10 protein-coding genes and 5 pseudogenes are annotated in these 14900 nt (G+C 68.1%); 10 read left to right on the top strand and 5 right to left on the bottom strand.

Annotated features, from left to right (window positions below):
- Positions 1-33: 33 nt before the first annotated feature.
- The 4 genes and pseudogenes from FVE25_RS40590 to FVE25_RS40575 all read right to left on the bottom strand — a co-directional run.
- Positions 34-914: pseudogene (locus FVE25_RS40590) on the bottom strand (Tn3 family transposase); the annotation flags it as partial.
- Between the two features lie 264 nt (positions 915-1178).
- A pseudogene (locus FVE25_RS40585) lies at positions 1179-2017 on the bottom strand (IS5 family transposase).
- 201 nt (positions 2018-2218) lie between these two features.
- Positions 2219-2392: a hypothetical protein gene (locus FVE25_RS40580; RefSeq protein ID WP_157252829.1), complete on the bottom strand. Its 174-nt coding sequence runs from the start codon at positions 2390-2392 to the stop codon at positions 2219-2221.
- Positions 2393-2509: 117 nt separating this feature from the next.
- The gene (locus FVE25_RS40575) at positions 2510-5380 is read right to left on the bottom strand and encodes a helix-turn-helix transcriptional regulator (RefSeq protein ID WP_157252828.1); all 2871 of its coding nucleotides are present in this window, start codon (positions 5378-5380) and stop codon (positions 2510-2512) included.
- 133 nt (positions 5381-5513) lie between these two features.
- On the opposite strand from FVE25_RS40575, the gene FVE25_RS40570 reads away from it, so the two are divergent.
- From FVE25_RS40570 to FVE25_RS40530, 10 genes and pseudogenes are all read left to right on the top strand, one after another.
- Complete coding sequence (locus FVE25_RS40570; RefSeq protein WP_157252827.1) at positions 5514-6128, top strand: dihydrofolate reductase family protein; 615 nt, start codon at positions 5514-5516, stop codon at positions 6126-6128.
- A gap of 126 nt (positions 6129-6254) precedes the next feature.
- The gene (locus tag FVE25_RS40565) at positions 6255-6866 is read left to right on the top strand and encodes a dihydrofolate reductase family protein (protein ID WP_157252826.1); all 612 of its coding nucleotides are present in this window, start codon (positions 6255-6257) and stop codon (positions 6864-6866) included.
- Positions 6848-7933 carry an alpha/beta fold hydrolase gene (locus tag FVE25_RS40560; RefSeq protein WP_219825870.1) on the top strand — a complete coding sequence of 362 codons (1086 nt, stop codon included), beginning with the start codon at positions 6848-6850 and terminating at the stop codon, positions 7931-7933. The genes FVE25_RS40565 and FVE25_RS40560 overlap by 19 nt, the downstream gene beginning before the upstream one ends.
- Positions 7934-8159: 226 nt before the next feature.
- Positions 8160-8630 carry an OST-HTH/LOTUS domain-containing protein gene (locus FVE25_RS40555; protein ID WP_246268221.1) on the top strand — a complete coding sequence of 157 codons (471 nt, stop codon included), beginning with the start codon at positions 8160-8162 and terminating at the stop codon, positions 8628-8630.
- 462 nt (positions 8631-9092) lie between these two features.
- Entirely contained in the window at positions 9093-9389 is a 297-nt protein-coding gene (locus FVE25_RS40550; protein WP_157252825.1) for a hypothetical protein, read from the top strand.
- 3 nt (positions 9390-9392) lie between these two features.
- Positions 9393-9545: a hypothetical protein gene (locus tag FVE25_RS40545; protein ID WP_157252824.1), complete on the top strand. Its 153-nt coding sequence runs from the start codon at positions 9393-9395 to the stop codon at positions 9543-9545.
- A 277-nt stretch (positions 9546-9822) separates the two neighbouring features.
- A pseudogene (locus FVE25_RS55670) lies at positions 9823-9960 on the top strand (IS30 family transposase); the annotation flags it as partial.
- Between the two features lie 252 nt (positions 9961-10212).
- A complete protein-coding gene (locus FVE25_RS40540) occupies positions 10213-10875 on the top strand; it encodes a CatA-like O-acetyltransferase (RefSeq protein ID WP_343046179.1) in 663 nt (220 codons plus the stop codon).
- A gap of 625 nt (positions 10876-11500) precedes the next feature.
- Positions 11501-12607: pseudogene (gene ltrA / locus FVE25_RS40535) on the top strand (group II intron reverse transcriptase/maturase); the annotation flags it as partial.
- 914 nt (positions 12608-13521) lie between these two features.
- The gene (locus FVE25_RS40530) at positions 13522-13788 is read left to right on the top strand and encodes a hypothetical protein (protein WP_157252822.1); all 267 of its coding nucleotides are present in this window, start codon (positions 13522-13524) and stop codon (positions 13786-13788) included.
- A gap of 19 nt (positions 13789-13807) precedes the next feature.
- On the opposite strand, the pseudogene FVE25_RS40525 reads toward FVE25_RS40530, so the two are convergent.
- Positions 13808-14829 (bottom strand): annotated as a pseudogene (locus tag FVE25_RS40525) (IS5 family transposase).
- Positions 14830-14900: the final 71 nt, after the last annotated feature.

The following is a 14900-nucleotide window of genomic DNA, read 5'->3' as shown; positions in this document are numbered from 1 at the left end:
CACCCGGCGGTGAAGCGGTCAGCCAAGCGCTTTCTATACGCCCTCCTCATCCACTGCGCCCTCGCCATCGGACAGCTCAGGGATCTCGCCGAGCTGGCGTAGGCATTCGGCGGGGGCGGAGGAGGAGATGGCGTAGCGGCTCAGGACATTCAGGTGGGCGTGCCCGAGCGGACTGAGCCGGGCAGCGTCCTCATCCTTGACCGGGACGCCCTGGGCGCGCAGCAGGTCGACGGCGGCCGACAGGTACCTGGAATTCCACAGCGCGACCGCATTGACGACCAGCCCCAACGCGGCGAGTTGATCTTCTTGGCCCTCCCGATACGCCTTCCGGATCTGCCCGCCGTTGCCGTGACAGATCCTACGGGCGAGCCGGTGCCTCGACTCCTGCACGGTGAGCTGTTTGTTGAGCTTGCGACGGTAGGTGTCGTCGATCGGGTCCAGAATCGACAGCAGGTGCAGGGTCTTGTCGATGCGGCCGTACTCGGCGAAGGCCTGCCCCAGCGGGGTCGGGCGCCCGTTGCGGGCGAACATGTGCAGCAGGTCGTAGGCGCGCACCTGGTGGTCACCAGCGATCCGGCCACCCGGGTCATGTCCGCCCACTGCGTAGTGATCTTCCGCCTGTTGATCTTGTTGCGGGCGATCGCCTCCAGCGGCCCATACGCCGGCGTCGTGCCGTCGGGCAGGTCGGCGCGTCAGAAGCGCTGGTCGCCCAGGTCGGCGAAGCGCGGTGCGAACCGGTAGCCGAGCATGGAGAAGATCCCGAATACCGTGTCCGAATCGGATGCCTGGTCGGTCGTGACCAGCTCGGGTTTCAGCCCGGCGTCGATGTTGATCAGGCAGTCCAGGATGTACAGCGAGTCGCGCGGCGTGCCGGGCACGACGATCTGCCCGATGCCCATCACTTGATCATTTACTGGGGCAGAGCACCTATTCCAAGGGTGCGGTATTCCCTGCCTGCTCGTCGCCGGTCTCGTCTGGCACTGCCGTTGCCTCGCGGGGGGCGTGGTCGACCCAGAAGCTGAGTGCATCGTCACGCGCGGGGTTCCACCAGACCGTGCTCCAGCGAAGTGGGCGATGAAGCGCTCGGCCATGGACACATGGACGAGCACTGGAACGATGAAGTGCTTCGCGTGCTGCTCACTGAGCGTTTGGTCGGTTGATTGGTGTTTGGTCCTGGGTTAGGTTCCGCGCCAGTTCGGTGTGGCTTGGCCGGTGAGTCTGCGTGCCATGAGGTCGATCATGGCGAGGTGGATCATGGCGTCGGAGCGGTGCGGGTGGGTCTCGTAGTCGCGGGCCAGCCGCCGGTGGTGCATGAGCCAGCCGAAGGTCCGCTCCACGCACCAGCGTCGCGGGATGATCGTGAAGCCTCTGGTTCCGGGTGGGCGGTGGACGGGGTGCACGTCGATGCCCAGGCGGGCGCCGTGGTTGATGGCGGTGGTGCGGTAGCCGGAGTCCACCCAGGCTTTGCGAATGCGGGGGTGGGCTGCGGCGATGCGGGTCAGTAGCCGGGTGCCGGCGGCGGTGTCGGAGACGCTGGCTGCGGTCACCAGGACGGTCAGCAGCAGGCCGAGGGTGTCGGTGCCGATATGGCGTTTGCGGCCGATGATGCGTTCGCCTGCGTCTGTGCCTGCTGCGAGAGCGGGACGTTGGCGGAGGTCTTGATGGTCTGGGAGTCCAGGATGCAGGCGGTCGGTTCCGGATCGCGGCCTTGCTGGGTGCGGACGAGGGCGCGTAGCAGCCCGGACAGCTGGGTGAAGATGCCGTCGTGCTGCCATTTGGCGAAGTAGCCGTACACCGTGGCCCAGGGCGGGAGGTCGTGGGGTAGGTAGCGTCAGGGGATGCCGGTGCGGTCTACGTACAAGATCGCGTTCATGACGTGGCGTAGGTCGTGTTCGGGCGGGCGGCCGATGTCGAGGCCCTGGCCCCGGCGCTCGGCTCGCCAGGCGTTCAGGATGGGCGCGATCAGCTCCCAGCGTTCGTCGGACAGGTCGCTGGGGTAGCTGCCGGGTGGAGTCATGTTTCCGATGTACCGCGCCCGGGCGGGCTTGGCCACCAGGACAAAGCCCTGTGAGCTGGGCATTCTGGGATGAGACAGGAGGTTTGTGAGCGAAGTGCCCCTCTGTCGTCCCAGTTGCAGCGGCAGACCCACCAGTAACTACAGCCTCACGACGCAGCGCTCCGGAAGCAGGGCAAACCAACCACACCCAGGACCAAACGCTCAGTCAGCGTTCTTGCCGAATGTCATATGCGTGCCTGCGACCGCTATCTCGAGCAGCGAGCCGACGAGCCCGGCCTCGGCGCCATGAGCGACCGAAGACAGATGACGGTAAACCGTCTGGCCGAAGCCTCGGTCCATGCCTCTGGATACCACGGCGTCATCGATGCAGCTCATGGCCGTCGGCCGCTTGCGGTCCAGATAAGCAGACCGCGGTCAGTGGCGTCGGTGACCTGGAAGCTGAACGTTATGGCCGATTCCAGGATCCCCTGCTTGATGGGGCCCAGCTTACTGTCAGGTGTCGAAGATGCCGGCTTGGTGGGCTCGGGTGGCGGCCTCTGTGCGGGTGGAGACGCCAAGCTTGGTGAGGATTCTGGCCACATGGGTGGCGACGGTGTTGGTGGTGATGAACAACTCCCCGGCGATCTGGGGATTGGATCGTCCGTGGGCGAGCAGGCGCAGCACGTCCAGTTCGCGGCGGGTCAGATCGAAGACGCGACGCGCCGGGGCCGTGGCCGCGTCGCCGAGGCGGCCACGGTCGGTGAGGTCGTTGATGCGTGCGAGCAGCGGTTCAGCGCCCAGATCGGTGGCGATGGCGTGCGCCTCGCGAAGTCGGGAGCGGGCGCCGGGCCGGTTGTTGGTCGCCAGGGCGGTGCTTGCCGCATCGGTCAGCACGGCCGCGGTCTCGTAGCGGTTGCCGAGGTCGCGCCAGGCCGCGGCGGCCTGGTCCCAGGCGGGCAAGTTGTCAGAAGTGGCTGTCGCGTGGAAGGTGAGGCCGTAGGCGGTGAGCGTCGGTGCGGCGGGCCGCACGGTGGCAATCATGCGGTCGAGGTCGGCGAGCCGGTCGGCGCTGTGGTGGGCGACCTGCCGGTTGCGCGGGGCCGAGCTCCGTCGTATGCGCTGCACCCGGGCCCCGAGCACGGCGAGCCGCAGCAGGTAGTGCGGCGGCCAGGCGGGTGGCGGCGCCAGATGCTCGCCGAGGATGCGATCGGCCAAGTCCGGGTCACCTTGGTCGAGCGCCCAGGCAATCCGCTGCAGGGCCAGGCCGGCTTTGACCTCGGTCGCCGCGAGCGTGTGCCGGGCGAACTCCGTCAGCTGACGCAGCAGTGTCTCGAACCGGCCGATCTCGCCTCGGCAGCGCGCGATGTCGGCGGCTGCCAGGCGCAGGAACGCGGCGTAGAGTGGTGGCGGGCCTTCAGCGAGCGCGTCTTGGACGACCGCGAGGGCCTCGTCCCATCGGCCCAGGAACGTCAGGGGGAAGGCGCGTGCCGCGGCGAGCATGCTGCCGCGGGATCGGGCCTGGCCGAGCCGTTGCGCGGCCTGCTGCCCGGCGTGGGCCATGTCCGCCGCCTGCGCATACTGGCCGCAGGCCTCGATGGCATCCGCCTCCCATTGGAAAGTGGTCAGGAAGGTGTGCTCGTCCCCGGCCGCCTCGGCGATGCGGCGGGCCTCACCGAAGGTGCGTCTGGCCGATTCCAGCTCCCCGGCGGTGCCGTCGAGCTGGGCCGCTATCAGCAGGGCCGGCGCTCGCAGCCGGTCGTCGTCGAGCCGCTCGGCGATGCGCAGCGCCTCGGCCGCGTGGTGCCGTACCCGGTCGGGATGATGTGCCACGACGCCGATGAAGCCCAGAGCGGACAGCAGGCGGCTACGCAGCGCGTCCGAGGCGTCCGACCGGCCCGGTGGCAGCAGCGTGACCGCGCGCTCCAAGTCGTGTGCTCCGGTGCCGTCAGTGCGGTTCTGCATGCGGCCGCGCAGGCCGAGCAGCCCGGCCACGCGGTGCGCATCCATCGCCGGGTCGAGCATGTCCAACGCCGCGGTGCAGTGGGCGATGCCGACCGCGGACTTGCCCGCTGCGAAGGCCGCTGAGGCCGCCTGTTCCAGCACGGCCGTACGGTCGGCGCCGATGAGCTGTGGCGGGTCGGCGACCCGCGTCCATTGCGTCAGTACCATTTCGAGGAGGTGGAGCTGCTCGTCGTAGGCGTTCTGGCGGCCGGCGCGCTCGGCAGCTCGCCATGCGGCCGGCAATGCGCGCGCAAACTCCCCGGCAGCCGTCCAGTGCTCTGCCAGCGCGGCACTTCCGGCCGCGCGGCAATCGAGTGCGCCGGCGTACCGGGCGTGCATGCGACGCCGCTTGGCCGGCAGCAGCGACGCGTACACCGCCTCCCGGATCAGGTCGTGCCGGACCGCATACCCCTCTTCGCCGGCCGTCACGAGTTCCCGCCCGGCCAGATCGGTCAGGGCCGACACCAGCAGTTCCTCCGGCATGGTGGCGATCTCGTACAGGATCTCGTCGGTCACGTCGGCGCCGGCCACCGCCAGCATCGCCATCACCTCGCGTGCGGGGTCGGGCAGGCTGGTGATCCGATCGAGCAACAGGGTTCTCAGGTCGTCGGCCGCCGCCTCATCGGCGCTGCGCAGCGCCTCGACGAACAGCGGGTTGCCGCCGCTACGCCGGTGGATCCGGACGCTCCGCGACCGCTCCGGCGGCCGCCCGTCGAGCAGCGCGAGCAACTCGGCCACGTGCTCGTGCTCCAGTGGGTCCAGAACCAGGCGTACCACGTCGCCGCCGCGGCTCAGCTCGGCCAGCAGCCTGCGGTTCGGGTGTCCCGCGGCGAGCTCGCCGGTACGGACCGTACCGATCAGCAGGACGGCACTGCCCGCCAGATTGCGGGCCAGGTAGGCGAACAGCTCCCGGCTGGAGGCATCAGCCCAGTGCAGGTCCTCGATCACGACGACGACCGGCAGGATCTCCGACACCCGGCTGATCAATGCCAGCATCTCCTCCAGCAGCCTGATCCGCGCGTACTGCCGCGGCGCCGGACCAAGGTCCGGCAGCCAATCACCGAGCACCGATCCCGCCTGCGGCAGCAGAGCCCGCACCCGCTCGCGGCCGAGCCGGCGGACGAGTTCGCGCACGATGGCGACGAACGGCACGTACGGAGCGCCCTCCGCACCCAGTTCTAGACAACCCCCCGCCAGAACCAGCGGCTCACCAGGCAGATCCCACGTCACGGCGGCCACCAGCCGGGACTTGCCGATCCCCGCCTCACCACAGACCAGGACGGTGACCGGCCGACGCGAGCGAGCCCGCTCATACGCCGCCAAGATCGCGGCACTGTGCCTGTGCCGGCCGACCAGGACCAGGCCGGCAGCCGACCCGACCATCCCCACCTCGCCCCCAAGCCCGGACTCGATCTCACCAAGTCTGACGACGACAGCATGCCACCCGGCAAGACAACCTGGTCACACCGGCAACGAGCGCCGGCACATCACCCGCCGGCCACCGAAAGGGTCAGTGATGACCACCGAACACATCCGCCGTCCGCGTACCGTCGTCGCCAACATCGCCCTGTCCCTCGACGGTCGCGTCACGGGCCCGGGCGGCGAATACGACGGAAGCTGGGTCGTCCCGCACGCCCTCACCCGGGGCGCCCGCTCGCACATGGTCGCCGTCACCGGCACAGCCACCACTGCCCTGCTCGGCCGTAAGAACTACGAGGGATTCGCCGGTTTCTGGCCCGCCGTCGCCGACGATGAGGACGCCGACCCCGATGACCGCACCTTCGCGCGCTGGCTCAACGACGTGGACAAGATCGTCTTCTCCGGCACCCTCGGGCAGACGGACTGGGACAACGCGCGCCTGGCCACCACCGACCCGGCCACCGCCGTCAAACAGCTCAGGAAAGAGGAAGGCGGCGACATCATTGTCCTGGCCAGCAGCAGCGTCATCCGGCAACTGCTGGAGGCCGACGAGGTCGACCGGCTCAGCATCACCCAGTGCCCCGAACTCCTCGGCGGCGGCGCCCGTCTGTTCCCCGACGGCACGGCCGCCTCATGGTCGCTCACCGCCGCCCACACCACCGACAGCAGCGCGATCTGCCTGCTGTACGACCGCAACCGCGCAAACCAGTGACGGCACACGACCCGGCGCACACGTCCGGTATCGAGATCCGCTTCGGCCAGAGCCTCGACAAGCTCGCCGCAGACTCGCCCGACCACACCGCAACGAGACACCCCTGAATGATGAGAAGGAACCTCCATGCCTGAGAACACCGAACAGCAGCGCAAGGTCATCGCCGACGCCGTCGTCTCGATGGACGGATACACCAGCACCGGCCCCGAGGACGACATGAACTGGGCAATGGCGCACATCACCAGCGAGCAGAGCGAGCTCATGTACGAGGGGATCTGGCGCGGGGTGAGCACGGCGGTCGTCGGCCGCATCAACTGGGAGGGCTTCACCTCCGTCTGGCCCGGCCTGACCAGCGACCCCAGCAGCTCGGCCCGCACCCGTGACCTGGGCAACTGGCTCGCCACGGTCGAGAAGGTGGTCATCTCCACCACCCTGCAGCAAACCGACCTGGACAAGACGGAATGGAGCAACGCCCGAATCTCCCGCGACCTCGAAGCCGAGGTGCGCTCCCTCAAGACCGCGCCGGGCCGCGACATCCTCGTTATCAACAGCGCCAGCATCATCAAGGCGCTGCTCAAGGCCGACCTGATCGACGAGCTCCATATGACCGTGGTCCCGGCGACCCTCGGCGGCGGAGTGCGCCTGCTGCCCGACGGCCTCGCCTCGACATGGCAGCTGTCCCACGCCACCACCATCCCCGCCACAGGCGCCGTCGCCCTGTGCTACCGCCGCCCCTGAACCAGGGCGGTCACCTGCGCAGAAGCGGGATCGTTATCGGCACGGGCACCTTCCCGACCGCGGTCACCTTCATCCCGGCCGGCGAAGGCCGCACCGTCGAGGTCGCCGCGAGTTTGCCCGGCCTCCAGGCGCTACAGCACGCCGTCGAACTGCACATGGCCGAAAGGTACGCCGAGGCCCTCGACCGGCTCGGCGGCCTGCCGGACACCGGGCACGGCGCCCATCCACACGCACCGACAACCGAAGGAGAAACGATCATGACAGACCTTTCCACCGTCACCTCCGCCGACGGCACGACGATCGCCTACGAAAAGGCCGGTTCCGGCCCCGCGATCATCGTGATCAGCAACGTCGCCGAAGACCACACCGGTGTCGCGGGCGTGGCCAAGGCGCTGTCCGAACACTTCACCGTAATCAGCTTCGACCGCCGCGGCCGCGGCGCCAGCGGCGACCCCCAGCCCTACGACCCCGCCCGCGAGATCGACGACATCGCCGCGCTGATCGACATCGCAGGCGGCTCCGCGGCCCTGACCAGTGGATCCGGCGGCTGCGCGATCACCCTCGACGCGGCATCCTCACTGGGCGGCAAAGTAACCGGGCTCTACCTCTACGAGCCGCCCTTCATCGTCGACGACTCCCGCCCGCCGGCACCCGCCGGCTACGCCGAGCACCAGGAGGCCCTGGTCGCGGCGGGCAAGCGCAGCGAGGCCGTCGAATACTTCATGACCGAGATGATCCGCGTACCGGCCGAGTACATCCCCGCGATGAAGCAGGACCCCTCCTGGGATGCCATGGCCGCCTACGCCCACACCTACGCCTACGACGGCCGGATCGTGCGCGGCCTGCAGGACGGCAAGCCGCTGCCGACCGACCGCTGGTCGATCAAGGTGCCGATCGCGGTGGCCGTCGGCGGCAAAGGTGAGGAATTCATCCGCAAGGGCGCCTACGCACTGGCCGCACTCCTGCCCGATGTCACCGTGCTCACCCTTGCTGACCAGGACCATTCCGCATTCTGGATGGCACCCGAACCGGTGGCCGAACAAGCACGCACGTTCCTGCTCGGCTGACGACCGCAGATATCCGGGCCTATCCGTCATCGTCAGCGAGTTCGGCGCCTGGGAGCCTGGCCAGGCTAGGCATCAGGGACCCCCGGTCGTCGGCGGCCTGTCGCCGTGAAGCTCAGCAGCCTCCACCGCCGCCCTGCCCACCGGTACGGCAATTGCTCCGGCCCGGCGCACCTCAGCCGCGAACCTCAAGGGCGACACGGCCCTGGTAAACCTCCTGCGCAACGCCGTGGAGGCATACTCCGACGACGACGGATGGGCGGGCCTGACCAACATTGGACACATCATCACCAAGCAGCAACCCGACTTCGACGCCCGCACCTACGGCTACGCCAAACTCAGCGATCTGATCGCCGCGACAGCGCTGTTCGAGCTGGACCGCCGCACCCTGGGCGACGGAAAACCAGCGGTCATCTACGCCCGCGACCAGCGCTACCAGGGCAAGGGCACCCACGGGTACCGGCCGGCCCGGCCAGTCGGCGACGGCCAGCACGTGAACGTGCTGTTGGCCGGAGAGAGATCGGTGAGGACGGCTTCACCGTCGAGGTCGCCGTACGGCGCGGGCCGGGGCTGGTGCGGCAGGCCACCTTCGCCGGCTGGGACGGGGCGGCGTTGTTCATGCTGCGCTGGTCGGCAACGTGCTGGAGGAGGCGCTCTGCGCTGTGTGGTCCGTCCGGGTGGGGCGCTGGTGTCCGCGTGATGAGGTGCCGAGTCGGGGAGGTGGGGCCCGCTGTTGGCGCAGCGGGCCCCTGTTACGGTCGAGGTGTTCCGTGGTCGAGGCGGATTCCCCGGGCTGCACGCCATCGTTCTCCTCATGCCGTGCAACGTGCATCGCAAGGTGCCGGATTGTTCAACGACTCTTGCACTGCCCTCCCATTGAACACGGTCATTTCGGACCGATGGCGGGGTCTTCCGTTTTCGCGCGGGCCCGCACAGATCGGGCACGAGTCCGAGCGTTTCCGAACACCCGTGAACTCCGGCGAACGCCACCGTCGCACGCGGCCGCGCTCGTCTGCCCGGCCGCCCGACCGGCCTTCGTGAAGTGGGTCATCATGGGCTCAACGCCCGCGATCCCGTGCCGGTTGGCGCCGTGCGGGGATCACCGATCCGGCGGGCCTGTTCCGTGGTCGACGTCCTTGTCGAAGGCAGGTGGTCCTCCCCGATGCTCTCCCTCCGCTTGCGCCCCCCGCGTGCCGGGATCGGCGTCCTCATCCTCGTGATGCGCTTCACGGCGTTCCTGCTCTACTTCGGGTATACGCCCGAGACCGTGCTGCTGATCGTGGCCGGTGCCACCACCGCGGCGACCTCGCTCACCCGGCACCTGGCCACCCCCGTTCCCGCAGTTCCTCCCACCAGCCGGGCCGCATCCCTCACCGATGCGCTCACGCCTGCTGCCGGTCCGGCCGCGCCCGGCGCTACGGCTGGCGCGCCTGCCGCGTCTGCACTCGGGCAGGTCTGAGGCATGGGCAGGCTGGAGCGCACGCCCGAGGCCGCGCCGATCTCCTCCCAGGAGATCCCGGCCGCGCGCTGCGCGATCATGGCCCGCTCCAGCAGCCGCTGCGCCTGCCGCAGCAGCGCCGTCGCGTCCTCCACCGCCCCGTCCGGCCGGGAGTAGACGGCCACCATCGAGGTGGCCCGCTCGGCGACCTCCCGGGCGGAGGCAGCCAGAGCGGCGGACCGACGACCGGTCGTTACGGGTGCCCTTGATGCCCTGCCGGTGAGAGCCTGCTGAGGCAGTGGTACGGGTGGTAGCCGATGGTGTGAGGGACGGCCACGAAGAATCCCTTCGGGTGTCGTGTCATCGGCGACGCGGTGGCGTGGTCACGGGATGCGAAGATCGTGCATCGGGGTGCGGGCCCGCCTCCAGCACGGCGGAGCCCGTAGCCCCTCGCCAGGGCAGCGACCTGTCGATCTACAGCGCCGAAGACCTCGCCTTCGTCGCTGCGGAACTCAACAACCGCCCGCGTAAGACCCTCGACTGGCAAGTGCCCGCCGAGCTGTTCGCTAAGATCGTCGCAACAGTCGAATGACCGCGTGTTGCGATGATCATGCGAATCCGTCGGCCGTAGATGGGGCCAACTCACTCGCTAGAAACCAACCATCTGCCGGCGAGACTCCGGCGGATAGTTGTTCGGCACAGTGAACTCCTTCTTTCGGGAACCAGGGTTCCTCAGAGATCAGATGTCCACCAAACCAGGGCAAGACCAGGCGCAAATTGGTGCATGAAGTGAAGCATCATCCCAAACCGTCGTAACCCATAGCCGCGCCGAGAAAGCACTGGCATGATCCATCACATGGATCATGCCCCCGAACCCCTCAACATGGACACGTGGCCGCGGCAACAGCACTTCCACCACTTCCGGCGCGTTCCCTGCACATACTCAATGACCTTCGAAATCGACGTCACCGCGTTCGTCGCCGCGCTGCGGCAATCACCGCGCAAGTCGTACATCGCGCAGGTCTGGGCGCTCGCCACGATCGTCAACCGGCACGATGAGTTCAAGATGTGCCTCACCGAGGAGGGCACCCCGGCAGTATGGCCCGTCGTGCACCCGGCCTTCACGGTCTTCAACCCCGAACTCGAGACTTTCGCGGGCGTGTTCGCTGAATACGACCCCGATTTCGGCGCGTTCCACGATGTCGCCGCCCCGCTGCTCGCCAAGCACAGTCAGGCCACCGAATTCGTTCCGCAAGGGTTCCGGCCCCCCAACGCCTTCGACATCTCCAGCATCCCGTGGGCGTCCTTCACCGCATTCAACCTCAACATCGACAATGACTGGGACCACCTGTCGCCGATCTTCACGCTCGGTCGTTACATCGAGCGAGAGGGCCGTGTGCGACTTCCCGTCGCGGCGCAGGTACATCACGCCGTGGCAGACGGATTCCACGTGACGCGCCTCATCAACGAGCTAGAGACCCTGGTTCAGGACACCAGCTGGCTCTGAGCTTGTTCTTTATGTGCGCCACGAGCGCAGAAGGTGAGGTTGTTGTGTAGGTGATCTCGCTGGATGTGGTGCTGTGCAGGAGATGATGGTCTGGCCCTTCGGCGTCGCCGTGCGGGGGGAGGCGTCAAACCGCCCCAAGCTGCGTTGGCTGAAGACCGTCGTGGTGAGCGTTGGGGGAAAGGCGCACGTGATGCGTCAGGTGGGGACCGGGACGGCGAGCGCGAGCGAACCGCTGATGACGTGTCGTAACAAGTAGATGACATCGAAACCGGGTCGGTTGAATGGGCCCGGGATGAGCCTGGCGGGTGCCCGTCTATTGGCCAGGCGGTGTCCGGCATGGAGGCGGCGCGAGTCCGGTCTGCGGCTTCTGCATGGAACGTGGGAAGGCGGACGTCGATACCGCTGCCCAGGTCGCGTGCGGCTTGGGTGGCGACAGGGAGCGCGCCGGGCGGCAGGAACCGTGAGGCGTTGAGTACTGTCGCGGCGTCCGCTGGCGGACCGGCTCGTAGTAGTGATGAAGCTCCTGTAATGGGGGGTGGACAAGGAGTCCATCGAGGCGTTCGGGTCCGATCTGCGGAACAACCTGTTCAAGATCTGGAATCGGATGTAGTCGGGGACCTACTTCCCGCCTGCGGTGATGGCGGTGGAGATTCCCAAGCCCGGGGGAGGCACCCGAACGTTGGGGGTGCCGGCCGTGGGCGATCGCGTGGCGCAGACGGTGGCGCCGCTGGCGCTGGAGGCCCGCACAGAGTCGATCTTCCATGACGAGTCCTACGGGTATCGGCCGCGCCGGTCCGCGCTGGATGCGGTGGCCAAGTGCCGTCAGCGGTGCTGGAGCAAGGACTGGATCATCGACCTTGATGTGGAGAAGTTCTTCGACAGCGTGCCGTGGGACCTGATGGTCAAGGCGGTGCAGGCCAACATCACCACCGACCAGCGCTGGGTGCTGCTGTATGTGAAGCGGTGGCTGGCCGCTCCCATCCAGCAGGCTGATGGCACCTTGGTCGAGCGGCACCGGGGAACCCCGCAGGGGTCGGCGCTCTCGCCCGTCCTGGCTAACCTGTTCATGCACTATGCGTTCGATTCCTGGCTGGAACGCGAGTTCCCGACCGCGGAGTTCGAGCGCTACGCGGATGATGCGGTGGTGCACTGCGTGACCGAGCGTCAGGCCCGCCAGGTGCTGGCCGCGCTCGCCGAGAGGATGGAACAGGCCGGGCTGCGGCTGCATCCCGACAAGACCAAGATCGTGTATTGCCGGGACTCGCGGCGACGTGGCTCGTTCGAGCAGACCTCGTTCGAGCAGACCTCGTTCGAGCAGACCTCGTTCACTTTTCTCGGCTACACCTTCGGCCCCCGCAAGGCCCGCTATCCGGATGGGAAGGCGTTCACCTCCTTCCTGTCCGCGGTCGGCGCGGAGGCCCTCAAGGCCATGAGTCAACTGGTCCGCTCCTGGCGGATCCACATGCGCGGCAGGTACGACCTCGATGAGCTCGCCCGGTGGATAAATCCCATCCTGGTGGGCTGGATGACCTATTACGGCCGGTTCTATCGGTCGCAGCTATATCCACTCCTACGACGCGGCAACACCTACCTGATGCGGTGGGCCAGGAAGAAATACCGACGGCTGCGCGCTCATGAACGTTTCAGGGCTTGGTGGACCGGGCTCCTCGATCGAGACCCCGCTGTGTTCAAGCACTGGGCGTGGGAGCGCCAGTTCTGCTGGAAATGGTGAGAGGAGCCGTGTAACGGGCGACTGTTAAGCACGGTTCTGTGGGAGCCCAGGGCTGCGACGCCCTGGGCCACCCGACGTTCTGGTCTTCGTGTTCGCGGCGTTCGTGACATTCCGGGTGGTGGCTGTGTTGCCCGGTTATGTGGTGCGGCGGGGTTTGGTGCCTTTGCGGTGGTGAGCTGGGCGTTGGAGGTCTCGCCGGTGACCGGCTGGAGAAGTCGTCGAGCGCGCAGCGCCCTGGGCAGTTCGTCGGGCAAGGGCAGCGGCGCGGTGCCAATCGGGCCGCGTCGATCGCAGCTGCGGTAAGGGTCCGTGGCCTCGCCGACGCGATCGAGGTGCCGAAGAGTCAGGCGGTGGCTTCCGGGGAGGCCACCTCGGCGGCCTGGCCGGCGTGGTCGTGCTCGCGCAGCATCGGTAGCACCGTGGTGGCGGTAGGTGGGCCAAGACCAGGTCCAGGATCAGGGAGCGCCCGGTGTGCCCGCCCGTGGCGATGCCCTCTGCAGCACCTTGACCGCGACGCCACCCGGGGCGCCGTAAAGAAATCGACGTTCTGTGTTGTCTGCGACCGATGTGTTTCGCCTGAACGTCTGCCTGATCCGGATTCGGCGGAAGGAGTTGCCCGGAGTGGCGGGCTTGGCCATCGTGGCGGTTGTGAGTGTCCACGATGATGCCGCTTCTCCCCTTGAGCCCGTGGGTGCGCGGGTGGAGGCGAGCGGGCCGCGCTCGGCCGCGGTGCGGGACAACTCGGGCACCATCGTCACGGGCGACCTGCACGCGGCGCGGAGGCCGCCCCTGCCGGCGCCGGCCCAGATCGAGGCGCCCGCCGGGTTGCTGGGATTGCCGCGCCGTGGTTCGTCGGCCGCGACGAGGCTCTGGCCCTGCTGGCGGCCACCCTTGAGGCCAGCACCGGCGCGGGGGTGATCAGTCAGGCGGTGGTCGGGCTGGGCGGTGTCGGTAAGAGCGAGCTGGCGTTGCAGTACGCCTTCGGCCGCCGTCTGGACTACGCGCTGGTGTGGTGGATCGACGCCGACAGCCGGCCCAGCCAGGCCGAAACCTTTGGTCCCGAGCACCCCAGCACGCTGGCCGTCCGCGCCAACCTCGCCCGCTGGACGGGGGAGGCGGGTGACGCCCCGCCGCCCGCGCCCTGTACGCCGAGCTGCTGCCGATCAGCGAACGCGTCCTAGGAGCTGTTCGGAGTTCGGATCATGTGGCTAGGGTGAGTAACTTCAACCACATGATCGAGCCTCGCAGATGGAGTCCGGCCTCGTAGCTTTCCGGGGCTTTGTCGGATCGGGTAGCCAGGCCACGCCAGGTCTTGATCTTCTGAAAACAGCGTTCGACGGTGTTGCGCTGCCGGTAACGACCTGGATCGAAGCCGACGGGCCGCCCACCGGCTGAGCCCTTCCTCTTTCGGTTGGCCCGCTGATCACTCTTCTCCGGGATGACCGCGATGATGCGGCGGCGGCGCAGATGGACACGGTTGGCTTTGGAGGAGTAGGCCTTGTCCGCGGCCACGGCATCGGGGCGGGTCCGGGGCCGCCCTGCCGGAGCGGGGATGCGGATCTTGTTCAGGACGGTGATGAACCGCGGGCAGTCGGCGGCCTGCCCAGGCGTGAGCACGAAGGCCAGAGGCAGCCCAGCGGCGTCGACCGCGGCATGGATTTTGCTGCTCAACCCGCCTCGGGATCGGCCAAGCCCGGCCACCTTCGCCCGGGCCTTCCGGCGTCGCCGCCTGGCGCCACGATCGTGGCCCGACGATGCGTCCGCGTCATCCGCGCCGGGTGTGACCTGCGGCGCATCACTCGCAGCACCGGCGGCTGCGCCGGCAGCGGAGCCCCCTTTTCCTCGGTCAGCGCCTGCTCCAGCGCATCCAAGGTCTCCCCGGCGATCGCCAACCCGGCCGACTCCTGATGCGCCCGCACGATCGTGGAGTCCACGCTGACCAGCTCCAACCCGACCTGCCCCCGCGAGGCGGCCTCGGCGATCAGCGCCTCCATCAACCCCTGAAACACCCCGGCCTTGGCCCAGCCATTGAACCGGGAGTAGAGCGTGGACCACGGCCCGTACCGTTCCGGAACGTCACGCCAGCCAGATCCGGTGCGAAACCGCCACAGGATCCCGTTGAACTGATCACGCACCCGCCGAGGCAACGGCCCAGTCGCCGCCACCGGCAGATACGGCTCAATCAACGCCCACTCGGCATCGGTCACATCGAAGCGCGCCACATCCGAGTTCTACCAGCCACGTCCAGGCCGCCACCGGACCTCCCTAGATCCGAACTCCGAACAGCTCCTAG

The organism is Nonomuraea typhae (genome assembly GCF_009760925.1).
GTDB lineage: Bacteria > Actinomycetota > Actinomycetes > Streptosporangiales > Streptosporangiaceae > Nonomuraea > Nonomuraea typhae.
Note: the sequence above shows the minus strand (reverse complement) of the source record. Positions and strands in the feature narration are given on the sequence as shown.

Excerpts from the sequence above, each read along its gene's own strand:
- FVE25_RS40550 (WP_157252825.1), top strand. The coding sequence starts at position 9,093 with ATGCTCTCCCTCCGCTTGCGCCCCCCGCGTGCCGGGATCGGCGTCCTC.
- FVE25_RS40565 (WP_157252826.1), top strand. The coding sequence starts at position 6,255 with ATGCCTGAGAACACCGAACAGCAGCGCAAGGTCATCGCCGACGCCGTC.
- FVE25_RS40580 (WP_157252829.1), bottom strand. The coding sequence starts at position 2,392 with ATGAGCTGCATCGATGACGCCGTGGTATCCAGAGGCATGGACCGAGGC.
- FVE25_RS40570 (WP_157252827.1), top strand. The coding sequence starts at position 5,514 with ATGACCACCGAACACATCCGCCGTCCGCGTACCGTCGTCGCCAACATC.
- FVE25_RS40545 (WP_157252824.1), top strand. The coding sequence starts at position 9,393 with ATGGGCAGGCTGGAGCGCACGCCCGAGGCCGCGCCGATCTCCTCCCAG.
- FVE25_RS40575 (WP_157252828.1), bottom strand. The coding sequence starts at position 5,380 with ATGGTCGGGTCGGCTGCCGGCCTGGTCCTGGTCGGCCGGCACAGGCAC.
- FVE25_RS40540 (WP_343046179.1), top strand. The coding sequence starts at position 10,213 with ATGATCCATCACATGGATCATGCCCCCGAACCCCTCAACATGGACACG.